General features: G+C 70.5%; 23 protein-coding genes and 1 pseudogene. 14 read left to right on the forward strand and 10 right to left on the reverse strand.

Annotated elements, in window-relative coordinates; translation table 11 throughout:
* Nucleotides 1-62: 62 nt before the first annotated feature.
* Nucleotides 63-914 (forward strand): hypothetical protein, encoded by an 852-nt coding sequence (locus ACFT32_RS28180; RefSeq protein ID WP_382494750.1) that lies wholly within the window; start codon nt 63-65, stop codon nt 912-914.
* An 85-nt stretch (nt 915-999) separates the two neighbouring features.
* On the forward strand, nt 1000-1182 hold the full coding sequence (locus tag ACFT32_RS28185; protein WP_382494751.1) for a hypothetical protein: 183 nt from the start codon (nt 1000-1002) through the stop codon (nt 1180-1182).
* Between the two features lie 5 nt (nt 1183-1187).
* Here the strand turns inward: ACFT32_RS28185 and ACFT32_RS28190 are convergent, their stop codons facing one another.
* Nucleotides 1188-1520 carry a metal-sensitive transcriptional regulator gene (locus ACFT32_RS28190; protein ID WP_382494753.1) on the reverse strand — a complete coding sequence of 111 codons (333 nt, stop codon included), beginning with the start codon at nt 1518-1520 and terminating at the stop codon, nt 1188-1190.
* A gap of 205 nt (nt 1521-1725) precedes the next feature.
* On the opposite strand from ACFT32_RS28190, the gene ACFT32_RS28195 reads away from it, so the two are divergent.
* Both ACFT32_RS28195 and ACFT32_RS28200 read left to right on the forward strand, forming a co-directional pair.
* Nucleotides 1726-2346, forward strand: a complete 621-nt coding sequence (locus tag ACFT32_RS28195; RefSeq protein WP_059418711.1) for a DUF47 domain-containing protein — start codon at nt 1726-1728, stop codon at nt 2344-2346.
* A gap of 7 nt (nt 2347-2353) precedes the next feature.
* Nucleotides 2354-3352, forward strand: a complete 999-nt coding sequence (locus ACFT32_RS28200; RefSeq protein WP_382494755.1) for an anion permease — start codon at nt 2354-2356, stop codon at nt 3350-3352.
* A gap of 138 nt (nt 3353-3490) precedes the next feature.
* Here the strand turns inward: ACFT32_RS28200 and pstB are convergent, their stop codons facing one another.
* The 7 genes from pstB to ACFT32_RS28235 all read right to left on the reverse strand — a co-directional run bounded on the left by pstB (nt 3491) and on the right by ACFT32_RS28235 (nt 11731).
* Nucleotides 3491-4267, reverse strand: a complete 777-nt coding sequence (gene pstB, locus ACFT32_RS28205) for a phosphate ABC transporter ATP-binding protein PstB (RefSeq protein WP_382494758.1) — start codon at nt 4265-4267, stop codon at nt 3491-3493.
* A gap of 43 nt (nt 4268-4310) precedes the next feature.
* A complete protein-coding gene (gene pstA / locus ACFT32_RS28210) occupies nt 4311-5372 on the reverse strand; it encodes a phosphate ABC transporter permease PstA (protein WP_382494761.1) in 1062 nt (353 codons plus the stop codon).
* On the reverse strand, nt 5369-6370 hold the full coding sequence (gene pstC, locus ACFT32_RS28215) for a phosphate ABC transporter permease subunit PstC (RefSeq protein WP_382494764.1): 1002 nt from the start codon (nt 6368-6370) through the stop codon (nt 5369-5371). Before pstC ends, pstA begins: the two co-directional genes overlap by 4 nt.
* A gap of 133 nt (nt 6371-6503) precedes the next feature.
* Nucleotides 6504-7628 (reverse strand): phosphate ABC transporter substrate-binding protein PstS, encoded by a 1125-nt coding sequence (gene pstS, locus ACFT32_RS28220; RefSeq protein WP_382494767.1) that lies wholly within the window; start codon nt 7626-7628, stop codon nt 6504-6506.
* A gap of 223 nt (nt 7629-7851) precedes the next feature.
* Entirely contained in the window at nt 7852-8271 is a 420-nt protein-coding gene (locus tag ACFT32_RS28225; RefSeq protein WP_382494770.1) for an NUDIX hydrolase, read from the reverse strand.
* 27 nt (nt 8272-8298) lie between these two features.
* Nucleotides 8299-9384: a CHAD domain-containing protein gene (locus tag ACFT32_RS28230; protein ID WP_382494773.1), complete on the reverse strand. Its 1086-nt coding sequence runs from the start codon at nt 9382-9384 to the stop codon at nt 8299-8301.
* Nucleotides 9365-11731, reverse strand: coding sequence for an RNA degradosome polyphosphate kinase (locus ACFT32_RS28235; protein ID WP_382494775.1), 2367 nt, complete (start codon nt 11729-11731; stop codon nt 9365-9367). The genes ACFT32_RS28230 and ACFT32_RS28235 overlap by 20 nt, the downstream gene beginning before the upstream one ends.
* A gap of 352 nt (nt 11732-12083) precedes the next feature.
* Between ACFT32_RS28235 and ACFT32_RS28240 the strand changes: the two genes are divergently transcribed.
* Genes ACFT32_RS28240 through ACFT32_RS28260 form a run of 5 tightly spaced genes read left to right on the forward strand, consistent with a single transcriptional unit; the run spans nt 12084 to nt 16477 of the window.
* Nucleotides 12084-12635 (forward strand): RNA polymerase sigma factor, encoded by a 552-nt coding sequence (locus tag ACFT32_RS28240; protein WP_382494778.1) that lies wholly within the window; start codon nt 12084-12086, stop codon nt 12633-12635.
* Complete coding sequence (locus ACFT32_RS28245; protein WP_382494782.1) at nt 12632-13468, forward strand: zf-HC2 domain-containing protein; 837 nt, start codon at nt 12632-12634, stop codon at nt 13466-13468. The genes ACFT32_RS28240 and ACFT32_RS28245 overlap by 4 nt, the downstream gene beginning before the upstream one ends.
* Complete coding sequence (locus ACFT32_RS28250; protein ID WP_382494785.1) at nt 13465-14325, forward strand: ABC transporter ATP-binding protein; 861 nt, start codon at nt 13465-13467, stop codon at nt 14323-14325. The genes ACFT32_RS28245 and ACFT32_RS28250 overlap by 4 nt, the downstream gene beginning before the upstream one ends.
* The gene (locus ACFT32_RS28255) at nt 14322-15839 is read left to right on the forward strand and encodes an ABC transporter permease (protein ID WP_382494788.1); all 1518 of its coding nucleotides are present in this window, start codon (nt 14322-14324) and stop codon (nt 15837-15839) included. Before ACFT32_RS28250 ends, ACFT32_RS28255 begins: the two co-directional genes overlap by 4 nt.
* Nucleotides 15827-16477, forward strand: a complete 651-nt coding sequence (locus ACFT32_RS28260) for an ABC transporter (protein WP_382494790.1) — start codon at nt 15827-15829, stop codon at nt 16475-16477. The genes ACFT32_RS28255 and ACFT32_RS28260 overlap by 13 nt, the downstream gene beginning before the upstream one ends.
* On the opposite strand, the pseudogene ACFT32_RS28265 reads toward ACFT32_RS28260, so the two are convergent.
* Nucleotides 16468-16797, reverse strand: a pseudogene (locus tag ACFT32_RS28265) (hypothetical protein); the annotation flags it as partial. The gene ACFT32_RS28260 and the pseudogene ACFT32_RS28265 sit on opposite strands and share 10 nt — an antisense overlap.
* An 89-nt stretch (nt 16798-16886) precedes the next feature.
* Between ACFT32_RS28265 and ACFT32_RS28270 the strand changes: the two are divergent.
* Entirely contained in the window at nt 16887-17822 is a 936-nt protein-coding gene (locus tag ACFT32_RS28270; RefSeq protein ID WP_382494793.1) for a LysR family transcriptional regulator, read from the forward strand.
* Nucleotides 17823-17835: 13 nt separating this feature from the next.
* On the opposite strand, the gene mshD is transcribed toward ACFT32_RS28270, so the two are convergent.
* Complete coding sequence (gene mshD, locus ACFT32_RS28275) at nt 17836-18762, reverse strand: mycothiol synthase (protein ID WP_382494795.1); 927 nt, start codon at nt 18760-18762, stop codon at nt 17836-17838.
* 156 nt (nt 18763-18918) lie between these two features.
* On the opposite strand from mshD, the gene ACFT32_RS28280 reads away from it, so the two are divergent.
* The 4 genes from ACFT32_RS28280 (at nt 18919) to ACFT32_RS28295 (ending at nt 24160) form a co-directional block, all read left to right on the forward strand.
* Complete coding sequence (locus ACFT32_RS28280; RefSeq protein ID WP_382494796.1) at nt 18919-20742, forward strand: bifunctional metallophosphatase/5'-nucleotidase; 1824 nt, start codon at nt 18919-18921, stop codon at nt 20740-20742.
* 58 nt (nt 20743-20800) lie between these two features.
* A complete protein-coding gene (locus ACFT32_RS28285; protein ID WP_382494798.1) occupies nt 20801-22036 on the forward strand; it encodes a DUF2993 domain-containing protein in 1236 nt (411 codons plus the stop codon).
* A gap of 121 nt (nt 22037-22157) precedes the next feature.
* On the forward strand, nt 22158-22967 hold the full coding sequence (locus tag ACFT32_RS28290) for a hypothetical protein (RefSeq protein WP_382494801.1): 810 nt from the start codon (nt 22158-22160) through the stop codon (nt 22965-22967).
* A 158-nt stretch (nt 22968-23125) separates the two neighbouring features.
* The gene (locus ACFT32_RS28295; protein ID WP_382494803.1) at nt 23126-24160 is read left to right on the forward strand and encodes a glycoside hydrolase family 5 protein; all 1035 of its coding nucleotides are present in this window, start codon (nt 23126-23128) and stop codon (nt 24158-24160) included.
* Nucleotides 24161-24234 lie beyond the last annotated feature (74 nt).

Below are 24234 nucleotides of genomic sequence, written 5' to 3' on the forward strand. Positions count from 1 at the left end.
CGTCGTTATCCGGAGCAACGAGGGGGCCCGTGACGGACGTACCGGCTGGGGGTAGGCAGGCGATGACTGGGCGGCAGCGGGAACGGTGGCACAGGCGGACGGGTGCGGCGGTCGTCGCGGCCGCGATCGTGGCCGGGGCGGGGCTGGGGGCCGGCGGGTGTTCGGGCGGTGACGCGGCCGCCGGTGACTCCCGCGGCGGGGACGCGGTCGTCGTGCTGCACCGGGCCGCCGACCGGCTGGTGGCGGCGGGGAGTTCGAAGGCCCGTACGTCGATGGAGATGGCGGCCGGCGGCACCCGGGTGACCATCCGGGGCGCCGGGGTCTACGACTACCGCAAGCGGATGGGGCGGCTGAAGGTGCTGCTGCCGCAGGATCCCGCGGGGGCCATGGAGCATCGGCCCATCACCGAACTGCTCGCGCCCGGGGCGTTGTTCATGAAGAACCGGGGCGCCGGTGTGCCGCCGGACAAGTGGGTGCGGGTGGACACGCGGACCCTGTCCGACGGGAACCTCGTCACGGGCGGGGTCACCGATCCGTTCGCGGCGGCCGAGGTGCTGCGCGGGACGCGGACGGCGACATACGTGGGCAGGACCGAGGTCGCGGGCACCGGGGTGCGGCACTACCGGGGGACGGCCGATCTCGGTGTCGCCGCGAAGCGGGCCTCCGGCGCCAACGAAGAAGCCCTGGCCGCGGCGGCGAAAGGGTTCGCCACGGCCGAGGTGCCGTTCGACGCCTACCTCGACGACGAGGGCCGCCTCCGCAAGGTCCGGCACCGGTTCAGCTTCGTGGGCGGGCAGCAGAAGAGCCCCGTCGCCGTCGCCTCGACCACGCTGCTCTACGCTTTCGGGGCTTCGGTGCGCGTACGGTTGCCGGACGACGACGACATCTACGCGGGCAAGATCGCCGAGAACTGACCGGCGTGAACTAGCCCGTCCGTGCCATGCGCGGTGTGTAGGCCGCTCCCTACTCTAGGAAGTCGGTAACGGCAGAGACGAGGTGATGCACGTGGCTCCGGTCGGCGGTACGGCAGTTCAGGACTACGTGGCCCTCGCCGAGATCGAGCTGTGCGGAGAGCTGATCATCGCGGCCTCGGCCGCGCACGAGGAGCGGCTCAGCATGCAGAGCATCGACGAGGTGCTGAAAGTGGCCGAGGAGCGGGACGCCTCGGCCGCCCGGAGGTAACCGGCTCACGTCCGCAGCATGCGGGCGATCGCCTGGGTCGCCTCCTTCACCTTCGCGTCGATCTCGTCGCCGCCCTTGAGGGCCGCGTCGGCGACGCAGTGGCGCAGGTGCTCCTCCAGCAGCTGCAGGGCGAAGGACTGCAGGGCCTTGGTGGAGGCGGAGACCTGCGTGAGTATGTCGATGCAGTAGACGTCCTCGTCGACCATGCGCTGCAGGCCGCGGATCTGGCCCTCGATGCGGCGCAGGCGCTTGAGGTGTTCGTCCTTCTGCTTGTGGTACCCGTGAACGCCGGTGTCGGTGACATTTCCGACATCGGTGGCGTCGGTCACGTCCGTCATCGGGTCCTCCTGGTGGGCAGTGAGCCGACATATACCCCTAGTGGGTATATGGTACCGAACTTTGCTGGGTATACGGCCCCTCGGACCGCCCCCGTGCTCACCACTGTGCCCGATGGGCGACACTGGGGGGCGGCCCGATAGCCGTGGCCGGATGATGCGCCTAGCATCAGCCAGACCGAAACCGAAGCACCCCGAGGACCCCAACGTGCGCTTTCGTCTGACCCCCAGGGAGACGAGCTTCTACGACATGTTCGCCGCCTCCGCGGACAACATCGTCACGGGCTCCAAGCTCCTGATGGAACTGCTCGGGGCGGACGCATCCGCCCGGGCCGAGATCGCAGAGCGTATGCGGGCAGCGGAACACGCAGGTGACGACGCCACGCACGCGATCTTCCACCAGCTGAACTCCTCGTTCATCACGCCCTTCGACCGCGAGGACATCTACTCCCTCGCCTCGTCCCTCGACGACATCATGGACTTCATGGAGGAGGCCGTCGACCTGGTCGTCCTCTACAACGTCGAGGAACTGCCCAAGGGCGTCGACCAGCAGATCGAGGTACTGGCGCGCGCTGCCGAACTGACGGCCGAAGCGATGCCGCATCTGCGCACGATGGAGAACCTCACCGAGTACTGGATCGAGGTCAACCGGCTGGAGAACCAGGCCGACCAGATCCACCGCAAGCTGCTCGCGCACCTCTTCAACGGCAAGTACGACGCCATGGAGGTCCTCAAGCTGAAGCAGATCGTGGACGTGCTGGAAGAGGCGGCGGACGCGTTCGAGCACGTGGCGAACACGGTGGAGACCATCGCCGTCAAGGAGTCCTGAGCCCTACATGGACACCTTCGCTCTGGTCGTGACCATCGCGGTCGCGCTCTTCTTCACGTACACCAACGGCTTCCACGACTCGGCGAACGCGATCGCCACGTCCGTGTCCACGCGGGCGCTGACGCCGCGGGCCGCGCTGGCCATGGCCGCGGTGATGAACCTCGCCGGCGCGTTCATGGGCTCCGGGGTCGCCAAGACCGTCAGCGAGGGGCTGATCCAGACGCCCGTCGGGTCGAAGGGGATGGGGATCCTCTTCGCCGCGCTGGTGGGCGCGATCGTCTGGAACCTCATCACCTGGTACTTCGGACTGCCCTCGTCCTCCTCGCACGCGCTCTTCGGCGGCATGGTGGGCGCGGCGCTGGCCGGCGGGACGACGGTCTACTGGAGCGGGGTGCTGGAGAAGGTCGTCATCCCGATGTTCATCTCTCCCGTGGTCGGTCTGCTGGCCGGCTATCTGGTGATGACCGCGATCATGTGGATCTTCCGCAAGGCCAACCCCCACAAGGCCAAGAGGGGTTTCCGCATAGCCCAGACCGTCTCGGCCGCCGGTATGGCGCTGGGGCACGGTCTGCAGGACGCGCAGAAGACGATGGGCATCGTGGTGATGGCGCTCGTCATCGCGGATGTCGAGGACTACGGCGATCCGATTCCGGTGTGGGTGAAGATCGCCTGTGCGGTGATGCTGTCGCTGGGCACGTACGCCGGTGGCTGGCGGATCATGCGGACGCTGGGGCGGAAGATCATCGAGCTGGACCCGCCGCAGGGGTTCGCGGCGGAGACCACGGGCGCGTCGATCATGTTCACCACGGCGTTCCTGTTCAAGGCGCCGATCTCCACGACGCATGTGATCACTTCCGCGATCATGGGCGTGGGCGCGACGAAGCGCGTGAACGCCGTGCGGTGGGGCGTCGCCAAGAACATCATTCTCGGCTGGTTCATCACGATGCCGGCGGCCGCGCTGGTCGCCGCGGCGTCGTTCGGGATCGTGAACCTGGCGTTCCTGTAGAAACGTGAACCCGGCATTCCTGTAGACAGCTGAGCGAGTACGCGAAAGGCCCGCCCCTGGGAGTAGGGGCGGGCCCTTTTCGGCCTCGCGGTGGCACCGCCATGCAGCACCGCGAGGAGTCTCGGCGGCCGAGCCGGATCAGCCGAAGCGGCCGGAGATGTAGTCCTCGGTGGCCTGGACCGACGGGTTGGAGAAGATGCGCTCCGTCTCGTCGATCTCGATGAGCTTGCCGGGCTGGCCGACGGCCGAGAGGTTGAAGAACGCCGTGCGGTCGGAGACGCGCGCCGCCTGCTGCATGTTGTGCGTCACGATGACGATCGTGAAGCGCTCCTTGAGCTCGCCGATCAGGTCCTCGATGGCGAGGGTGGAGATCGGGTCGAGCGCCGAGCAGGGCTCGTCCATGAGGAGCACGTTCGGCTCGACCGCGATCGCCCGCGCGATGCACAGACGCTGCTGCTGACCGCCGGAGAGGCCCGAGCCGGGCTTGTTCAGGCGGTCCTTGACCTCGTTCCAGAGGTTCGCGCCCTTGAGGGAGCGCTCGACGATGTCGGCGAGCTCGTTCTTGCGGTAGCTGCCGTTCAGCCGCAGGCCCGCCGCCACGTTGTCGAAGATCGACATCGTGGGGAACGGGTTCGGCCGCTGGAACACCATGCCGACCTCACGGCGCACGGACACCGGGTCGATGCCCGTGCCGTAGAGGTCCTCGTCGTCCAGGAGCACCTTGCCCTCGACCCGGCCGCCGGACGTCACCTCGTGCATGCGGTTCAGCGTGCGCAGGAACGTCGACTTGCCGCAGCCGGAGGGGCCGATGAACGCCGTCACCGAGCGCGGCTCGACGGTCATCGAGATGTCCTCGATCGCCTTGTGGGAGCCGTAGTAGGCGGTCAGTCCGCTTACGTCGATTCGCTTGGCCATCACTACTTCACTTCCAGACTCAGACAGTCGCTGTATGGCCGCGTCAGCGACCGGTCTTCGGGGCCTTCCAGCGGGCGATCCCGCGGGCCACCAGGTTCAGGATCATCACGAAGGCGATCAGGGTGAGCGACGCCGCCCAGGCACGGTCGTACGCCGCACCGGAGCCCGCGCTGTTGGCCCACTGCTGGTAGATGTACAGCGGCAGTGAGGCCTGCGCACCCTCGAACGGGTTCGGGTTGATCAAGGGGTTGCCCCACACCAGCAGCAGGACCGGGGCGGTCTCGCCGGCGATGCGGGCGATCGACAGCATGATGCCCGTGGTGATGCCGCCGATAGAGGTCGGCAGGACCACCTTCAGGATGGTGCGCCACTTCGGGACGCCGAGCGCCAGGGAGGCCTCGCGCAGCTCGTTCGGGACGAGCTTGAGCATCTCCTCCGTGGAGCGGACGACGACCGGCATCATCAGGATGGCCAGGGCCAGCGAGCCGGCGAAGCCGAAGGGCTGCATCTCGAAGATCAGCATGAGGCTGAGGATGAACAGACCCGCGACGATCGACGGGATGCCGGTCATGACGTCGACGAAAAACGTGATGGCCTTGGAGAGCTTGCCCTGGCCGTACTCCACGAGGTAGATCGCGGTGAGCACGCCGATCGGCGCGGCGATCAGCGTGGCGAGACCGACCTGCTCCAGGGTGCCGAGGATGGCGTGGTAGATGCCGCCGCCGGGCTCGGTGTCGGCGACGATGCCCATGGAGTGCGTCAGGAAGTAGACGTCGAGGACCTTCACACCGCGCGTGATCGTCGACCACACCAGCGAGGCCAGCGGGATGACGGCGAGCAGGAAGGCGACCCAGACGAGGGAGGTCGCGATGCGGTCCTTGGCCTGTCGCTTGCCCTCGACGGCCGTGGCGATGGCGTATGTGCCGACGACGTAGAGGATCGCGGCGATCAGGCCCCACTGGACGCGGCTGTCCAGGCCGGCGCCGAGGCCGATGCCGATCGCGACGGCGACGGAGCCGGCGGCGATGGCGTAGGGGGACCACTTGGGCAGGCGGGCGCCGCGCAGGGTGCCGGGGCCCTTCGGGGTGATGGATGCGGTGCTCATGCGTTGGCCCCCGAGTACTCCTTGCGGCGGGCGATGATCGCGCGGGCCGCGCCGTTGACCACCAGGGTGATGACGAACAGGACCAGACCGGAGGCGATCAGCGCGTCCTGGCCGAAGACACTGGCCTCACCGAACTTGCTGGCGATGTTCTGCGCGAACGTGCCGCCGCCCGGGTTGAGCAGGCTGGCCTGGATGTCGAAGGTCGGGGAGAGCACGGTGGCGACGGCCATCGTCTCGCCGAGGGCGCGGCCGAGGCCGAGCATCGAGGCGGAGATGACGCCGGAGCGGCCGAAGGGGATGACCGCCATGCGGATCACTTCCCAGCGGGTGGCGCCGAGCGCCAGGGCCGCTTCCTCGTGCATCTGCGGGACCTGGCGGAAGACCTCGCGGCTCACGTTGGTGATGATCGGCAGGATCATGATCGCGAGCAGGATGCCGACGGTCAGCATCGAGCGGGCGGGGCCGCCCTCCCAGGAGAAGAGGCCGGTCCAGCCGAGGTAGTTGTTCAGCCAGCCGAAGAGGCCGTTCATCTGCGGCACGAGGATCAGGGCGCCCCACAGGCCGTAGACGATGGACGGCACGGCGGCGAGCAGGTCGATCACATAGGCGATCACGCCGCTCAGCTTGCGCGGGGCGTAGTGCGTGAGGAACAGCGCGATGGCGACCGCGATCGGGACCGCGATGACCATGGCGATGATCGAGGAGACCACCGTGCCGAAGGCCAGTACGGCGATGCCGAAGACCGGCGGAGTGGCGTTGGTGTCCCACTGGAAGGTGGTGAGGAAGTTGCCCTCGTCCTCGCTGATCGCGAGGGAGGCGCGGTAGGTGAGGAAGGCCGCGATCGCGGCCATGATCACCAGCAGCAGGATGCCGGAGCCGCGGGAGAGACCGAGGAAGATCCGGTCTCCGGGCCGGGTGACCCCGCGCGCGGTGCGCTTGTCGGCGGTGGGCTGTGGTGCGGGGGGAGGTGCGTCGGTTATCTGCGTTGATGTGTCCATCAGGTTCTCCGGTCTGCGGAGCCGTGCGCGCTGTGCGGCGGCTCTGCGGAGCCGTACGGGACGTACGGCCACTGGCGGCGGTGCACCGGACGGCGCGGCCCGGTCCCTGGGAGGGGACCGGGCCGCACTCGGGTCAGCTCAGGCCATCGACGGTGGTGCGGACCTGGGAGATGATGTCGGCGGGGATCGGCGCGTAGTCGTTCTCGGCGAGGACCTTCTGGCCCTCCTCCGAGGCGATGTAGCGCAGGAACGCCTTGGTGGCGGGCAGCGTGTCGGACTTGTTGCCCTTGTCGCAGACGATCTCGTACGTGACGAGGACCATCGGGTACGCGCCCTCGGCCTTGGTGCCGTAGTTCAGCTCCAGGGCGAGGTCCTTGCCCGTGCCGACGACCTTGGCCTCGGAGATGGCCTTGGTGGCGTTCTCCACGGAGGCCTTGACCGGCTGGGCGGCGCCCGTGTCGAGGTCGACGGTCTTCATGCCGTCCTTGGCGTACGACAGCTCGAAGTAGCTGATGGCGCCGTTGGTCTGCTTCACCTGCTGGGCGAGACCGGAGGAGCCGGAGGCGGACTGGCCGCCCTTGGCCTGCCAGGTCTTGCCGCCGTCGTAGGGCCAGTCCTTCTTGGCGGTGGCCATCAGGTACTTGGTGAAGTTGTCCGTGGTGCCGGAGTCGTCCGAGCGGTGGAACGCCTGGATCTTGAGGTCCGGAAGCTTCGCGTCGGGGTTCAGCTTCTTGATCGCCGGGTCGTTCCAGTTGGTGATCTCGTTGTTGAAGATCTTCGCCAGCGTCGAGGCGTCCAGGACGAGGTTGTCCACGCCGTTGACGTTGTAACCGACCGCGATCGGGCCGCCGACCATCGGAAGGTTGATGCCCTGGCCGCCGGAGCAGACCTTCTTGGAGGCCGTGACCTCTTCGGGCTTCAGCGCCGAGTCGGAGCCGGCGAAGGCGACGCGGCCCTGGGTGAACGCGGTGACGCCGGCGCCGGAGCCGCCGCCCTTGTAGTTGATCTGCACGCCCTGGCAGGCGACGGCGAACTGCTTGACCCAGGCGTCGATCGCGTTCTTCTGCGCCGAGGAGCCGTCGGCCAGCAGCTGGCCCTTGGCGTCGTCACACTTGATGCTGCCGGGCTTGGCGGCCGCGGACGAGCCGCCGCTGCCGGTGCTCGTGTCGTCGGAGCCGCACGCCGTGAGGGCCAGGGCGCCGGAGACGGCGAGAGCACCGAGAGCGAGGGCCCGCCGGTTCATGCGCTGAAGCTTCACTTGAATTCCTTCCAGAGGCCGCCGTCCTGAATCGGCGGCGTGCGGAGAGTCCGGGTGACGCGCGACGCTGACACGCGGCTGGCGCGGTTCGCGTCGGGTAAGGCTGAAATTAGGCAGATCAGGTGAAGCCGCCTATGGCCATAAATGAACGAGGGGTGAACCCCTGCCGAAGGTGTGGTTAGGTCACGGAACGCTTACGGGGAGAGCACGTGCGGGTTCCGCTTCATGCACCGGCCAAGGACAGCAGCGCGTCGACGTAGGGGCGGTCGTGGGGCTGCGTGAGTCGGGCCCGGGCGGCGGCGGGGGTCAGCCACAGGACCCGGTCCACCTCGTCCGTCGGGGAAAACTCGCAGGATACCGCCTCGGCCGCCCAGTAGCGGACCTGCTTGGGGCGGCCGTTCGCGAAGTAGTGCTGGGTGGGCAGCTCGGTGCCCGGCACGGCCCGGCAGCCCGTCTCCTCCGCCACCTCGCGCAGGGCACCGGCGAGTGCCTCCTCGTCGCGCTTGAGCTTGCCCTTCGGCCATGACCAGTCGTCGTATTTCGGCCGGTGGACGAGGCAGACCTCCAGCTCGCCCGTGACGGGGGAGCGGCGCCACAGAACGCAGCCGGCCGCCTGAACCGTGGTGTCGTCGGGGGAGCTCACCTGACCGCCTCCTCGTGGCGTGGCCGGTCATGACGTGCTGACGGATTCCTTCTGCCAGGACTGCTGGAACGCGAAACGGGCCGCCTCGACCTCGTGGCGCTGGTCGGCGTGGAGCACACCGAGGGCGTACGCCGTCGCGGGGGCGATGCGGGGGGTACGGGCCGCCTGGGCCGCCGCTGCCGCCGCCTCCGAGGCGTCGCGGTGGCGGTTCAGGGCCTGGCCGGCGGAGAGCAGGCGCAGGTCGACGACGCCGTTGCCGTTGGGCTCGCCGCGCAGGGCCTCACGGGCGTAGCGGTGCAGGCGCAGAAGCAGACGGACCTGGTGCCACGGGGCGTCCTGCGGGTGCGGGACCGTGTCCGGGGACAGACCGTGGATGAGGGCCGCGGCGTTGTACGGGCTTCCCGCGGTGATGAGGGGAAGGGCGGCCACGGCGTCCGTGAGGCGGCCCTCGGCCGCCTGGGCGAGGGGGCGGAGGTCGGTGGTGCCGGCGGTCTTGGTCAGGGGGACCTCGCTGGCCAGGACCGCGACCTTGTCCGCGATGGCGTGGAAGCGGCTGCTTCCCAGGGCCTGCAGGGCCGTGGAGTGGGCCCGGGTGCGGGCGAGGTTGAGCTGGCGGTCGAGAAGGGCGCCCGCTTTCGCCGCGCCCACGGTGAGGTTGCCGCGCTCCGGAGCCGGGGCCGGGTGGGCCGCGGCACCGGCCTTGGCGGGTGCCGCCGCGCCTGCCGCCTGGGCCGGGAACGCCGTGGAGCCCGACAGGCGGTGCAGCGCGTTCAGCAGGCGCTCCAGGCGGGCGGTGTACGCGTGTTCCATGGCCAGGGTTCCCGAGACCCAGGCCAGTTCCGGGCGCATGCCCTCGCACCAGTCCGTGTCCAGGAGGGACTGGAACGTGTGCAGGCTGGAGCTGATACGCCGGGCCGAGCGGCGCAGTGCCCGCGCCGCGTCGGCGGACCCCTCCGAGCCGCCCGCGCCCGACCCCGTCTCACGGTGCAGACGCAGCGCCCGGAGGAACTCCGTGGCCTGGGCCCGCAGATAGCCCGCGAGGGCGTCCCCGGTGGGGGCGGGGGCGGCGTGCCCGTACCTGGGATCCGTCGGGTCAAGGTGTCGCTGTGCCACGCCGGCGCCTCCGCGCGTCTATGAGCATCTCCTGGACGTTGCGCAGCGGCTGGCCGTCCGCGTCGGTCGCATGCCGGGTCCAGTCGCCGTCCGGGCCGAGGTGCCAGGAGGCGGTGCCGTCGGACATGCCGGTCTCCAACAGCCGGTTCAGCGCTGCCCGGTGGGCCGGGTCGGTGACCCTGACCAGGGCCTCTATCCGGCGGTCGAGGTTGCGGTGCATCATGTCGGCGCTGCCGATCCACACCTCGGGCTCGCCGCCGTTGCCGAAGCCGAACACCCGGGAGTGCTCCAGGAAGCGGCCGAGGATCGAGCGGACCCGGATGTTCTCCGACAGGCCCGCCACGCCCGGGCGCAGCGCGCAGATGCCGCGCACCCACACGTCCACCGGCACGCCCGCCTGGGCCGCGCGGTAGCAGGCGTCGATGACGGCCTCGTCGACCATCGAGTTGACCTTGATACGGACGTGCGCGGGGCGTCCCGCGCGGTGGTGCTGTATCTCCTTGGTGATCCGCGCGATCAGGCCGTCGCGCAGCGACTTGGGGGCGACCAGGAGACGGCGGTAGGTCTCGCGGCGGGAGTAGCCGGAGAGACGGTTGAAGAGGTCCGAGAGGTCCGCGCCGACCTGGGGGTCGGCCGTGAGCAGACCGAGGTCCTCGTAGAGGCGGGCCGTCTTCGGGTGGTAGTTGCCGGTGCCGACGTGGCTGTAGCGGCGGAGCGTGTCGCCCTCCTGGCGGACCACCAGCGACAGCTTGCAGTGGGTCTTCAGGCCGACCAGGCCGTAGACCACGTGACAGCCGGACTCCTCCAGCTTGCGCGCCCACTTGATGTTGGCGTGCTCGTCGAAGCGGGCCTTGATCTCGACCAGGACCAGGACCTGCTTGCCGGACTCGGCGGCCTCGATGAGGGCGTCGACTATGGGGGAGTCGCCCGATGTCCGGTACAGGGTCTGCTTGATCGCGAGGACGTCCGGGTCGCCGGCCGCCTGCTCCAGGAAGGCCTGCACGGAGGTGGAGAACGAGTCGTACGGGTGGTGCAGCAGGACGTCCCGCTCCCGGAGCGCGGCGAAGATGTCCGGCGCGGACGCCGACTCGACCTCGGCGAGGTCGCGGTGCGTGCCGGCGACGAACTTCCGGTACTTCAGCTCCGGCCGGTCCAGGGAGGCGATCCGGAACAGGCCCGTGAGGTCCAGGGGGCCCGGCAGCGGGTACACCTCGGCCTCGCTGATCTTCAGCTCGCGCACCAGCAGGTCCAGGACCTCGCGGTCGATGGACTCCTCGACCTCCAGGCGCACCGGGGGCCCGAAGCGGCGCCGCATGAGCTCCTTCTCCAGGGCCTGGAGCAGGTTCTCCGCGTCGTCCTCCTCGACCTCCAGGTCCTCGTTCCTGGTCAGGCGGAAGGCATGGTGCTCCAGGACCTCCATGCCCGGGAACAGCTCCTCCAGGTGGGCGGCGATGACGTCCTCGATGGGGACGTAGCGGCCCGGGGAGCTCTCCAGGAACCTCGACAGCAGCGGCGGCACCTTCACACGGGCGAAGTGCTTGTGGCCCGTGACCGGGTTCCGTACGACGACGGCCAGGTTCAGGGACAGGCCGGAGATGTACGGGAAGGGGTGCGCCGGGTCGACCGCCAGCGGGGTCAGCACGGGGAAGATCTGGTGCCGGAACAGGGTGAACAGGCGGGCCTGCTCCTTCTCCTGCAGCTCGTTCCAGCGGACCAGGTGGACGCCCTCCTCAGCGAGGGCGGGGGCGACGTCCTCGTGGTAGCAGGCGGCGTGCCGGGCCATGAGCTCGCGGGAGCGGGCCCAGATCATCTCCAGTACCTCGCGGGGCTGGAGGCCGGAGGCGGAGCGGGTGGCCACGCCGGTGGCGATACGGCGCTTCAGACCGGCCACCCGGACCATGAAGAACTCGTCCAGGTTGCTGGCGAAGATCGCGAGGAAGTTGGCCCGCTCCAGCAGGGGGGTGTTCGGGTCCTCGGCGAGTTCGAGGACGCGCTCGTTGAACGCGAGCCAGCTGCGTTCCCGGTCGAGGAACCGGCCCTGCGGCAGCTGGACGCCGTCGACCTGCGACTCCTCGTATGCGTCGAGGTCGGCATCGATGTCGGGTTCGAGGTCGGAGACGGCCGCCGCGATGGTGTGCGGGCGGTGGGCCGCGATGGAGCCCACGGAGGGCTGCGCGTGCTGGACCTGTGCCTGGGTGTTCGGCTGGCTCATGGACCCATTCTTCCGCGCCGCGAGCATCACGGGCGCGTCGGACAGCGCGGGAGGGAGCGGGGGCGTCACATGAGTGTTCCCGTTCCCCGCAGGCCCCTCTCGGGGTGGCGAAGGCTCTGGCACGGCGGGATTCATTGGCCGACTGTCGCAAGCTCGTCTGAATCGATGGTTACGGAGACATGACGTGCGGGATAGCGGGGGGCGGCTCGCGGGGGTCCGGAGTTTGCCCACAGGCTGTGGATGGTCCCTGGTGTCCTGGGGTGTCCCGGGGTGACCGGAGTGTCTCCCGCGTACGGAAGGGGCCAGACGGGGGACGGCCGGGGCTGGGGCCGGGGCCGGGCCGGGACCGGGGCCACCGTAGCCCGGCCGGTGCGTGGGGGGCGAGTGCGGCGGGGGCGAGTGCGGCCGGGGGTGAGTGCGGAGGGGGGCCGGAAAAGTCGTGCGTGCTTTCGTGAACCGTTCGCACCGGCCGGTCCGATGAGGAGATGTGAGCGAAACGAGAAGCGACGGGGAGCTGCTGCGGGCCATCGCCGCGGATGCCGACCGGCGTGCCTTCGAGGAGCTGTACCGGCGGTACGCGCCGTGGCTCCGGGCCCGGTTGCGGGGGCGGTGCGCCGATCAAGGGGTCGTCGACGACGTCGTACAGGAGACGTTCCTCGCGGTGTGGCGGGGCAAGGCCCGCTACCGGGAGGAGGGCCGCTCCGCGGACGTGGCCGGGTGGCTGTGGCGCATCGGGTCGCGACGGCTGGTGGACGCGCTGCGCGGTGACGGGGCACGGGGGCGGTTGCGCCAGGCCCTGGCGCGGCTGCGGCACCGGGACGAGGCGTCGGCGGAGGAGCGCGTGCTCGCGGGGGTGGAGCACGGGGACCTCGCCGGGGCCCTCGTCCGGCTGTCGCCGGAGTTGCGGGCGGTGCTGCAGGCGACGGTCATCGACGGGCTCACGACCCGGGAGGCGGCCGTACTGCTCGGCATTCCGCCGGGGACGGTCAAGACGCGGGCGATGCGGGCCCGCAAGCAGTTGCGGGAGGCGTTGGCATGAGTTGGCACGTGCCGGAAGAGGACCTGCGCGCCTATGCGCGGGGGGAGTTGGCGGCGCCGGCTCTGTGGTCCGCCGATGCGCACCTGGAGGCCTGTGCCCGGTGCCGGGAGGTGCTGGGCGAGGTCAGTGACCCGGTCGCCCTCGACGTGGGGTGGGAGCGGCTCGACGCCGAGCTGGACGCGCCCCGGACAGGGGTGCTGGAGTCGCTGCTCGTGCGGCTCGGGGTGCCCGGGCACATCGCGCGGCTGCTGGCGGCGGCGCCCGTGCTGCGGCGGTCCTGGCTGGGAGCCGTCGTCGCGGTGCTGATGCTGAGCGTGGCGGCGGGGCACCTCGTGCGGGGCGGAGAGTCCCTCACGCTGTTCCTCGCCCTCGCGCCGCTGCTGCCGCTGGCCGGGGTGGCATTGGCGTACGGGCCCGCGCTGGATCCGACGTACGAGATGGCCGTCGTCGCGCCGATGCACGGGTTCCGGCTGCTGATGATCCGGACGGTGGCCGTGCTGGGCGTGGTGCTGGGGCTGAACGGGCTGGCGACCCTCGCGCTGCCCGCGTACGGCCTGCGTGCGCTGGCCTGGCTGCTGCCCGCGCTGGCGCTCACCGCGACGGGGCTCGCGCTGACACCCCGGCTGGGGCCGGTGCTCGCGCCGTCGCTGGTCGGCGGGGCCTGGGTCGGGCTGCTGTTGCTGGCCGACCGCCTGCGGGAGGGGTCCGAGGGGCCGCTCGCACCGTTCACCGCGGCCGGGCAGGGCGTGGCGGCGGTGGTCGCCGCGCTCGCCGCCGGGCTGCTCTTTCTGCTCCGTGACCGATTCGACCTCTTTCAGGGACGTGCCGCATGACCCCGACCGTGTCCGCCTCCGGGCTCAGCCTCCGCTACGGAGGAACCCGCGCCCTCGACGACGTGTCGCTGCGGCTGTCCGCCGGCGTCACCGGGCTCCTCGGGCCCAACGGCGCAGGCAAGACCACGCTGCTGCGGGTCCTCGCCACGGCCCTGCCCGCCGACCAGGGCGCCTTCACCGTGCTCGGGCATGACCCGGGCACCGCGCGGGGCCGGCAGGAGGTGCGGCGCCGGCTGGGTTATCTGCCGCAGACCCCGGGGTTCCACCCGGACTTCACGGCCTTCGAGTTCGTCGACTACGTGGCGATCCTGAAGGAGATGACCGGCCGGTCCGCCCGGCACCGGGAGGTGCGGCGGGTCCTGGACGAGGTGGGACTCGCCGACGTACGCGGGAAGCGGATCCGGAAGCTGTCCGGCGGGATGCGGCAGCGGGTCGCCCTCGGGGCCGCCCTGGTCGGCGATCCGGGGTTCCTGGTCCTCGACGAGCCCACCGTCGGGCTCGACCCCGAACAGCGCATGCGGTTCCGGGAGTTGATCGCCGGAGCCGGGGAGGGGCGCACGGTCCTGCTGTCCACCCACCAGACGGAGGACGTGGCGATGCTCTGTCACCGTGTGCTGGTCATGGCCGGTGGCAGGGTGCGGTTCGAGGGCACTCCGGCCGAGCTGACCGCGCGGGCCGCGGGACGGGTGTGGAGCAGCACGGAGCGGGACCCGGGCGCGAAGGCGGGATGGCGCACCGGGACCGGGACCTTCCGGAATGTCGGGGATCCGCCGGACGGGGCCGAGCTTCTCGAACCCACCCTCGAGGACGGTTACCTGCTCACCCTCGACGGTGACGGTGCGGAGGTGGCGGCATGACCGCGGTGATGGAAAAGCCGGTCGAGTCCAATGAGCGGGCCGAACCGGGTGCGTCGTGGTCCGCCGTGGTCGCCCTGACCGTGTTCGAGACGCGCCTGCTGCTGACGAGGCTGCCGGTGATCGTCGCCTTCCTCGTGTACGCCGGCTGGACCGTGTGGCGCTCCGGGAAGGACTGGGGCGGCTATCCGGCCCTCCAGGACGCCGACCGCGCCACCCAGGGCGCGCCGATGCTCGTCGGCCTCGCGGTCCTGCTCGCCGTCAACCGTGCCGCGCTGCGCTCCCGGCGGCACGGGACGGAGCCGCACTTCACGGTGCTGGTCCTCCCGCCGTGGCGGCGTACGGTCGCCCATGCGCTGTCGGTCGTCGCCGCGGCCCTGATCACCGCCGGGTGCGTGGCCGCGCAGTTCGGCCGGGAGGCGCTCAGGCCCGGGGCGATCGGGCACGGGTCGGTGGGCGAACTGCTCGTGGGACCGCTGACCGTGCTGTTGTTCGGGATGATCGGGCTGCTCATGGCAGGGCTGGTGCGGTCCGCTCTCGCGGCGCCGCTGCTGGTCGTGTTCCTCCTGTTCCTGTTCCTCTTCTTCTCGGGCATGAGCTACGGCGGGAGCCGGTGGCTGCTGCCGGTGGTCGTCGATGCGACCCCCAACACCCTGCCGTCCGACCTGCTGGGCCGGCCCGCCGCCTGGCACGCCCTGTACCTGGCCGGGCTGGCGCTGTGCGTGGGTCTGGTGGCGGTGCTGGCCGCCGGTGGCCGCAAGCCGGTGCTGGTGGCCGGTGTCGCCGGGGCGCTGGCCATGACGCTGGTGGGCGGGGTGGCCCAGGCGGGCGGCGATTCGCCCGAGCTGCTGCGGGCCCGCGAACGGGCCTCGGCCCACCCTGAGCAGGTGCAGTCCTGCGTCCGGCGGGACGGGTCGACGTACTGCGTGTTCCCCGAATGGGGGCCGCGGGTCGGGGACTGGGCCGCAGTGGTGGACCGGGTGCGGTCCCTGGCCGGGGGCGGCGCGCAGGACCAGAAGATCGTCGTACGGCAGCAGATCGAGGCCCGTTACGACATCACCAGCGACAGTGCGCTGACGCCGCTGGAGCGTCCGCACGAGGTGACGGTGGGCACCGAGTGGGGCGGCAACCGCGTCCCCGAGTTCTCGGCCGCCGTCGCCGGGGTGCTGGTCGCGGGGAACGAGAAGGCCTCGACCTCGATGTGCGACGGCCGCATCGTCACCATGATGTGGCTGGCCCTGGGCTGGGAGTCCGACCCGATGGCCGCGCTGCGGCGCGTCCGCCTCGACGACAGCGACACCGGCTCGGCCCTCGTGCTCCAGCCGACGAACGGGCTGTCCATGAACGCGGCCCAGACGGAGGTACTGCGGGAGCTGCTGGCGCGGCCCCGGGGCGAGGTCACGGCGAGGGTGAAGTCCCACTGGGCCGAACTGACCGCTCCGAAGCTGACGGCGGCCCGGGCCGCTGAACTGCTGGGCGTGGCCGCACCCGAGGAGGAGGACAAGTGCTCCGACTGAGCGGGGAGTTGGTCGTCGCCGTCTGCCGGACCCTGCCGCTGGGTCTGGTGGGGGCGGCCGGTGCGGCGGGGCTGCTGATGGCAGCGCTGACCCGGACCACCCGCGAGGCGGGGGAGTGGCTGACGCTGCCTCTGCTCCGGGCGGCGATCCTGGCCTTCGCGATGGGCCTGGTGTTCCTGCTGGACGACCCGGCCCGGCACACCACGTCCACGCTGCCTACCCCGCGCCCGGTCCGCATCGGACTGCGGGCCGCACTCGTCCTCCCGGTCGTGGCGGCCTGGTGGACGGTGGCGCTGCTGCTGGTGCCGGAGGACATACGGCCGCCGGTCGCCGACATCACGCTGGAGGCCGGGTCGGCCTTCGCCCTGGCGGTGACCGCCGCGGTGATCGCGGTGCGCCGCAGCGACATCGCACGGCCCGGGGCGCGCCTCGCGGCCGGCCTGCTGACCTCGGCGGTGCTGGTTCTGCTGTTCTGGCCCGAGCGGTGGGCGCTTCTCGTGCCGGTGCAGGACGAGCGGTGGGCGGCGGCGCATGACCGGTGGGTGGTGGTGTTGGCCGGGGCCGTGCTGGTGGGGGTGCTGGGGGTGAGGGAGCCGTTGCGGCGGTGGGCGTGGCCGGTGTCGCTGGGGCGGGGGTGATCGTACTTCCCGAGCCGCAGCCGCGTCTGGACCTCCCTGGAGGGACAGCCCGTGGTGGCGATGATGCCGTCCGGCCGCTCGGCGATCAGCTCACGGTCCATCCGCGGCTTCCCGGCCGGGAACGCGCGAGAACCGGGAGGAGGGCGCCACATACGCCTCGCTGCCGATGACGGGCTTGACCGTCCCGAAGCCCTTCGCGGTCTGCGCGAACTCATGGGCTCCGAACAATGCCACTTCGGCGAACATAGGCCTCAGCTTCTGCGCACCTCGAGCATCGAGTACTCCGTAAGGTTGTGCAGATGAACGAAGGAGTTCGGCATCTCCGCATGAAAACGGGTGCTGTGGCGCCGGATCAAACAACGGACCCGCCCACCGGGACAACCGCAAGTTGTACATCTAGGCTGTCGGCGTGGACCTCAAAGCCGTACGAGCCTTCGTGGCGATCGCCGACTCCGGGCAGTTCCAGAAGGCCGCCGTCGATCTGGCCCTCACCCAGCAGGCCGTCTCCAAGCGGATCGCCGCGCTGGAAAAGGACCTCGGGGTGCGGCTGCTGGTGCGCACGGCCCGGGGAGCGGAGCTCACCATCGACGGGCAGGCGCTCCTGTCGCACGCCCGGGCCCTGCTCCGGGCCGAGGAGCGGGCGGTGGCCGCGGTGAGCCCCGGGGATCGTGCGCTACGGGTGGACGTCGTGGGGCGCCGGGTCGCCACGGCCGGACTGGTACGGGACTTCCACCTGGCGCATCCGGAGATCGCCTTGGACGTGGTCACGCTGTTCGGCGCGGACACGGCGCTGACCGCGGTGCGGGACGGGGCCCTCGACGCCACGTTCCGGGCCGTCACCATGCCCGGGCGCCGACTCCCCGAGGGCGTCGAAGCCGTCCCGGTCCTCGACGAGCCGCTACGGCTGTGCGTCGGGCCCGACCACGAGTTCGCCCGGGCCGCCTCGGTGACACCCGCGCAACTGGCCGGGCACCGGATCTGGATGCCGGGCAACGAGCCCGGCACGGAGTGGGCGGCGTACTACGACGAACTCGCCGCGACCTTCGGCCCGACCATCGACACCATCGGCCCCAACTTCGGCATCGAGGCCCTCCTCGACACCATCGCGGGCTCCCCGACCCTGGCGACGTTCCTCAGCGAACGCACCCCGCTCGTCTGGCCGACCGGCCATGACCTGCGCCTCGTGCCCGTGCGCGACCCGATGCCGGTCTATCCGCACTCCCTCCTGTGGCACACGGACAACGCGCATCCCGGCCTCGCCGCCCTCCGCGACCATCTGCTGGCGACGCGCCCACGCCCGACCGAGGGGGAGACCTGGCGTCCGTCGTGGGCGCAGCGGCCTTGAGCCCGAGCCCGGCTCAGGTCTCCGTCCGGTACATCAGATCCACCTCGTGCGTCTCGAAGCCCAGCCGCTCGTACACCGTCACGGCCGCCTTGTTGTCGGCGTCGACGTAGAGCATCGCCGTCGGCAGGCCGTGCCGCGCCAGATGCCGCAGGCCGATCGTGGTCAGGGACTTGCCGAGGCCGCCGCCCTGGGCACCGGGGCCGACACCGAGGACGTAGACCTCGCCGAGGCCCTCCTCGGCGTGGACCTTGGTCCAGTGGAAGCCGACGAGTTCGTCGCCGCGGAAGGCGAGGAAGAAACCGGCCGGATCGAACCACGGCTCGGACTTGCGGTCGTCGAGGTCCCGCTGGGTGAGGGAGCCCTGCTCGGGGTGGTGGGCGAAGGCGGCGGCGTTCACGGCGAGCCAGGCCGCGTCGTCCTGACCGGGGACGAAGGCGCGGACGCTGACGCCCTCGGGGAGCCTCGGGTAGGGCGCGTCGAAGTCGGCCAACGGGCGCCGCATCTGGCGCAGTTCACGGAACAAGGTCAGGCCGAGGACCTGCGCGAGATGCCGGGCGGCGGAGTGGCCGCCGTGCGCCCACACCCGCAGCCGCTTGCCCGACGCGGCCAGCAGGGCGGACCCGAGCGCCCGCCCGTGCCCGTGCCCGCGATGCCCGGGGTGGACGACCAGCTCGGCGGCCGGCGGCTCCACCGGGTCGGTGTCCTCCAACTGGGCATAGCCGACGAGTTCGCCGTCGACGGTGAGCAGCAGATGGGCCACGCCCTCCCGCTCGCCGCCGCGCAACTGCAACCGGCCCTGTTCGGACACCGCCTGCTGCCCGTCGGTACGGGCGGCCTCGGCGAGCAGCCCGAGCACGGCCTCGGTCTGCTCGGGGGAGAGCGCGGCAAGGGTCTCGATCGAGCGGGGGCGTCCGGGCCGTACGGTGTCGTCGCTGGTCATGCGTACGAGGGTACGGCGCCCCACCGGGAAAACGGCGGCAAAGAAGCAACGCAGATGTAACCACGAAACACCTGTCGCGCTACGCGCGTTGACTCTAGGCTGCGCCCGGACTACATCACTGTCCGAACAACCAGCAGCAGACCCACAGGGGGGCGTATGCCAGCCACTTCACCGGCATCGGTGCACCAGGAGCGCCGTAGACGTCGTACGAACCGTTTCGTCGCAATCGCCGCCGGTGTCGTCACCGTCGGCGCGCTGGCCGCCGCGGGGCTGCCGGGGTCGGCGAGCGCCGGCGAGGACCAACGCAAGGGCGGTCACTGGCCCGGCCGCTACCAGGATGTCCAGCTGCTGTCGTTCAACGACCTGCACGGCAACCTGGAGCCGCCCGCCGGTTCCTCCGGGCGGGTCACCGAGCAGCAGGCCGACGGTACGACGAAGACCATCGACGCGGGTGGCGTCGAGTACCTGGCCACGCATCTGCGGGAGGCCCGCAAGGGCGAGAAGTACTCCGTCACCGCCGCCGGCGGCGACATGGTCGGCGCCTCCCCGCTGATCTCCGGGCTCTTCCACGACGAGCCGACCATCGAGGCGCTGAACAAGCTCGACCTCGACGTCACGTCCGTCGGCAACCACGAGTTCGACGAGGGCGCCAAGGAGCTGGCCCGCCTGCAGAACGGCGGCTGCCACCCGAAGGACGGCTGCTACACGGACAAGAAGTTCAAGGGCGCCGACTTCCCCTACCTGGCCGCCAACGTCCTCGACGAGAAGACGAAGAAGCCGATCCTCAAGCCCTACTGGGTGTGGAAGAAGAAGGACGTCAAGGTCGGCTTCATCGGAGTGACCCTGGAGGGCACCCCGGACATCGTCTCCGCCGAGGGCGTCAAGGGCCTCTCCTTCAAGGACGAGGTCGAGACGATCAACAAGTACGCCAAGGTGCTGCGGAAGCAGGGCGTGAAGTCGATCGTCGCCCTCATCCACGAGGGCGGCTTCCCGGCGTCGACGTCGTACAACTACGACTGTGACTCCCCGGGCGCCGGCGACGGCGTCTCCGGGCCGATCGTCGACATCGCCAAGAACGTCACGCCGCAGGTGGACGCGCTGGTCACCGGCCACACCCACAACGCTTACGTGTGCTCGATCGACGACCCGTCGGGCAAGCCCCGCATGGTCACCTCGGCCGCGTCCTTCGGCCGCCTCTACACCGACACCACGCTGACCTACGACCGCAAGACCGGCGACATCGCCCGTACGGCCGTGAAGTCGGCGAACCGCGTGGTCACCCGGGACGTCCCCAAGGCGCCCGACATGACGCAGCTGATCAGCAAGTGGAACACGCTGGCCGCGCCCATCGGCAACAAGCCGATCGGCTACATCTCCGGCGACATCGGCAACACCGGCAGCGAGTCCCCGCTCGGCGACCTGATCGCCGACGCCCAGCTCGCCTACGGCAAGCAGCTCGACCCGGAGACCGACCTGGCCCTGATGAACCCCGGTGGTATCCGCGCGCCTCTGACGTACGCGGCTAAGGCCGGTGAGGGCGACGGTGTCGTGACCTACGCGGAGGGCTTCACGGTCCAGCCGTTCGCCAACACCGTGAACCTCCAGGACTTCACGGGCGCCCAGCTGATCCAGATCCTCAAGGAGCAGGTGACCGGCCCGAACGCGGCGGCGCCGAAGGTTCTCCAGGTGTCGTCGGGCCTGACCTACACGCTGGACCTCACCAAGTCCGGTGCCGACCGGGTGGTCGCCGACTCGGTCAAGCTGGACGGCAAGGCCATCGACCCGGCTGCCACCTACCGTGTCGCGACGAACAGCTTCCTCGCGGGCGGCGGGGACGGTTTCCCGACGCTGGGTCAGGGCACGAACGACGTCGTCGGCCTCGACGACCTGGCCGCTCTGGAGCAGTACCTGACGGCCAACTCCTCGGCGTCGAACCCGATCGCGCCGCCGAAGGCGGACCGCATCACCATCGTGAAGTAAATCGCATAGGTGGGGTTCAGGTTGCGTGGTGGGGCGGTGCGCATGGTCGGATGAGACGATGCGCACCCCCCACCGCATAGACACGCATCATCCCGACGACCGCTCCGAACAGCCCCACAACCCCTACGACGAACTCGGCGCACTCGACGACGGGCCTCTGGAGGCGACCCCTCTGCAGGACTTCCTCGGCGAGGACGCCGAGCAGCGGGACGAGCCGGAGCCGGAGTGGTCGCCGCCCGACCACCGCCGCGGCGGCCGACGTCGAAAGAATCGTTTCGCCGGGCTGCCGCTCGCGGTGAAGGCGGTGGTGGGCCTGGTCGTTCTCGCCTCCTTCGCCGCCCTCGGCGACCGCTGGGCGGTGCTGTACGCCGAGCACCGGGCCGCGGACACCCTCAAGGACCGCCTGGACCTGGCCGCCGCGCCCGAGGTGGAGATCGGCGGCTTCCCCTTCCTCACCCAACTCGCCGACAAGCGGCTGGAGTCGGTGAAGGTGACCGTCCCGGACGTCGCCGCCGACCGGGTCTCCCTGGCGAAGGTGTCGGCCACGGCCCACGACGTACGGCTGAACGCCGACGGCCTGACCTCAGTGCGCGGCGCCGACGTACCCCGGTTCGACGGGGACGTCATGCTGTCCTTCGCGGACCTCAACCGCGAACTCGGCGCCTCCCAGGTGACGTTCACCGGCGAGGGCCGGGACCGGGTGCGGGCGCGCGGCACCCTGCCGGTCGCCGGGCACAACCTGAAGCTGCGGGCCGAGGCCCGGATCCAGCGGCAGGGAGAGCGGGGCATCGCCACGGAGATCGGCGGCATGCGCCTGGACATCGGCGACCTCGCCACCTACCGCCCCGGCAAGCGGGCCTCGGAGGGACTGCATCTGACGCCCAAGGCCTCCGCCGACCTGGCCCGGGAGACCCAGAAGGCCAAGGCGCTGCTGTCGGTCCCGGCCATCGTGCAGCGCATGGGCGTGCCCGAGGCGACCGTGAACGAGGCCCTGGCCGACGACGGCAAGCTCGCCGAGCTGACCGGCTCCCCGCGCTTCGCCCGCCAAGCCGAACGCCTCAACCTCATCGACCTGGCCCTGAACAACCCCGAGGTGCTCAAGCGCCTGGGCCTCGACCCCGACCTGCTCGGCGAGCTGTCGGGCCTGACCCGCCCGGTCCTGGCCGACCGTCTCGCCCTGGCGTTCGAACTGCCCAAGCCGGAGCAGGGGGACGTGCGGCTGGAGGACGTACGGGTCGAGGAGGACGGCATCCGGGTGCGGCTGTCGGGCTCGGGGCTGTCGGTGGGCGGCTGACGGCGCCGGGGCCCCTTCCGAGCAGGGGATCGTGCCCGAAAGTCTGTCCGCGCGGTCGCTGCCCGTACCTTGCGTACCTCCGAGAATGACGGTGTACCGGACCGAGGCGAGGATGATGCGGATGCACAGGCACGGTAGGTCCCCGGAATCCGAGGCGGACGCGCGGGCCGGACACCCCCACCGGCCGCTGCTCCGGCCGCATGAGGACGGCGCCCAGGCGGCCCGGCTGGCAGCCGGCGGGCAGCTGACACCGGACGCGGCGATGTCCCTCCAGCGCACCGCCGGAAACGCGGCCTTTGTCGCGGTTCAGCGCATGCCTCAGGGCGGCAACGGCGAAGGCCCGGCCGAGGAGAAGCCCATGGACGGGCTGAGCCGGTTGCGCAGGGCCAACGAGCGGGCGGAGAAGCGCGGTCAGGCGGCGCCCACCTACGGACCCGGGCAGAGCCCCTTCGGTCCGTACACGGTGAACAAGGGGCGAGGGGCCGGCCCGTACATCACGTCGAACAAGAAGGCCCAGCACCCGGGGAGCGAGGACCTCGGAACCACGTACAACGAGCTGGTCCAGGCGCTGGACGCCGAGCACGAGCCCATGGTCGCGGCCGCCGCGCGCGGTGAGGCGCTGGACGAGGACGCCGTCGCCGGCATGAGCGCCACGCAGAAGCGGGCCGCCGCCATGCTCTACGGGATCATGACGGAGTCCGAGGAGCGCAGGTTCCCGGGGGCCGGCAAGGCCATGCGCAGTGCCCTGACCAAGCAGGGCGACCCCTATCACGAGGCGGAGGAGTTCGACGAGGACTTCCCGATGGCCAAGGAGAAGGGCGCGCAGTACTACCGGGAGGTGCTGGCCGGGAAGAAGCAGCTTTCGGACAAGGCGCGCAAGAACCTGGAGGACATGTCCTCGTCGTCCTCGGACGGGGAGAAGTCCTCCTGACACCTGAAGTCCGAAGCCTGGGGCCCGAAGCCGATCCCTGGGTGAAACTTTGTGTGCAGATGTGTTGACCTCTGTTCGAGTCTCCTTCTAGTTTCGTGCTCCACTGAGCGGTCCGACTGCGGGCTGCTCACCTTCGCACATGCTCAGAAGGGGATGTCGTGTCTCAAAAGAACCATCGCGGGACAGCTTGCGTGGGGGCGCTGCTGGCCTGCGTCACGGCATTCGGCGGAGCGCTCGCTTCCCCCGCTGCCGCCTCGCCAGCCTCCCGTCCCGCCACACCGCCGCCCGTCAGCGACTTCAAGGGCGTCAACTGGGCCGACCCGCGCGACAACTACGCCGACGACGCGGTCGTGCCCTCGGGCCTGTCCACCACCGACAGCTACGCCACCACCTACGCCAAGTCCAAGGCGATCATCGGCGGGTTCTCCAAGCTGGGCGCCAACACGGTCCGGCTCCCGGTGAACCCGACCTCGGTCAACGGCCCCTTCTGGAAGTCGTACCGGGGTGCGATCGACGCCGCCACCGCCAAGGGGTTCAAGGTCATCCTGGGCTACTGGGAGGCCGACAACGCCAAGGACGGCAAGATCGACGACCAGGCCACCTGGAACCAGATGTGGGCGCGGATCACCTCCGCCTACGCCCGCAACTCCAAGGTGTACTTCGAGCCGATGAACGAGCCGTTCGGCTACACCGCCCAGGAGTGGACCGACGTCGCCGCGACGTGGGTGAACACCCACCGCAACGTGCCCCGTGACCGGATCCTGATCGGCGGCTACAAGTACAGCGAGGACGTCAAGCCGGTCTGCGCCGACCCGCGCCTCAAGGGCACCCGCCTGGCCCTGCACAACTACGGCTTCTGGCACACCGACTGGACCAGCGTCGACCAGTGGAAGGCGGACTTCAAGTCGCGCATCGGGGACTGCGCCTCGCGCACGATCCTCGACGAGTTCGGCGCTTCCATGACCACCGGCCTGGACTACAACGGCCCGGTGGGCACCTCCAACGAGATCGCGTACATACAGGCCGCGACCGACACCATCCGGGAGCTGGGCCTGGGCTCGGTCTACTGGCCCGGCCTGCGCAACGGTGACACCTACTCCCTCACCACGCTCCAGGGCACGGGCACGAACCTCAGCCTGACGGTGAACAACCAGAGCGGCCTGGACCGGCTGCACTACGCCTGGAAGCAGTAGGAGTAGCAGTAGCAGTAAGGATCCTTCAATGGATCGGCATGGTGACCCTTCCGGGTCCGGCGCCGCTTGTCAGC

The organism is Streptomyces sp. NPDC057002, assembly GCF_042673825.1.
Classification (GTDB): domain Bacteria; phylum Actinomycetota; class Actinomycetes; order Streptomycetales; family Streptomycetaceae; genus Streptomyces.

Coding starts and splice junctions, on each gene's coding strand:
- ACFT32_RS28180 (WP_382494750.1), top strand. CDS start 63: ATGACTGGGCGGCAGCGGGAACGGTGGCACAGGCGGACGGGTGCGGCG.
- ACFT32_RS28185 (WP_382494751.1), top strand. CDS start 1,000: ATGCACGTGGCTCCGGTCGGCGGTACGGCAGTTCAGGACTACGTGGCC.
- ACFT32_RS28190 (WP_382494753.1), bottom strand. CDS start 1,520: ATGACGGACGTGACCGACGCCACCGATGTCGGAAATGTCACCGACACC.
- ACFT32_RS28200 (WP_382494755.1), top strand. CDS start 2,354: ATGGACACCTTCGCTCTGGTCGTGACCATCGCGGTCGCGCTCTTCTTC.
- pstB (WP_382494758.1), bottom strand. CDS start 4,267: ATGGCCAAGCGAATCGACGTAAGCGGACTGACCGCCTACTACGGCTCC.
- pstA (WP_382494761.1), bottom strand. CDS start 5,372: ATGAGCACCGCATCCATCACCCCGAAGGGCCCCGGCACCCTGCGCGGC.
- pstC (WP_382494764.1), bottom strand. CDS start 6,370: ATGGACACATCAACGCAGATAACCGACGCACCTCCCCCCGCACCACAG.
- ACFT32_RS28235 (WP_382494775.1), bottom strand. CDS start 11,731: ATGAATCCCGCCGTGCCAGAGCCTTCGCCACCCCGAGAGGGGCCTGCG.
- ACFT32_RS28245 (WP_382494782.1), top strand. CDS start 12,632: ATGAGTTGGCACGTGCCGGAAGAGGACCTGCGCGCCTATGCGCGGGGG.
- ACFT32_RS28250 (WP_382494785.1), top strand. CDS start 13,465: ATGACCCCGACCGTGTCCGCCTCCGGGCTCAGCCTCCGCTACGGAGGA.
- ACFT32_RS28255 (WP_382494788.1), top strand. CDS start 14,322: ATGACCGCGGTGATGGAAAAGCCGGTCGAGTCCAATGAGCGGGCCGAA.
- mshD (WP_382494795.1), bottom strand. CDS start 18,762: ATGACCAGCGACGACACCGTACGGCCCGGACGCCCCCGCTCGATCGAG.
- ACFT32_RS28280 (WP_382494796.1), top strand. CDS start 18,919: ATGCCAGCCACTTCACCGGCATCGGTGCACCAGGAGCGCCGTAGACGT.
- ACFT32_RS28285 (WP_382494798.1), top strand. CDS start 20,801: ATGCGCACCCCCCACCGCATAGACACGCATCATCCCGACGACCGCTCC.
- ACFT32_RS28290 (WP_382494801.1), top strand. CDS start 22,158: ATGCACAGGCACGGTAGGTCCCCGGAATCCGAGGCGGACGCGCGGGCC.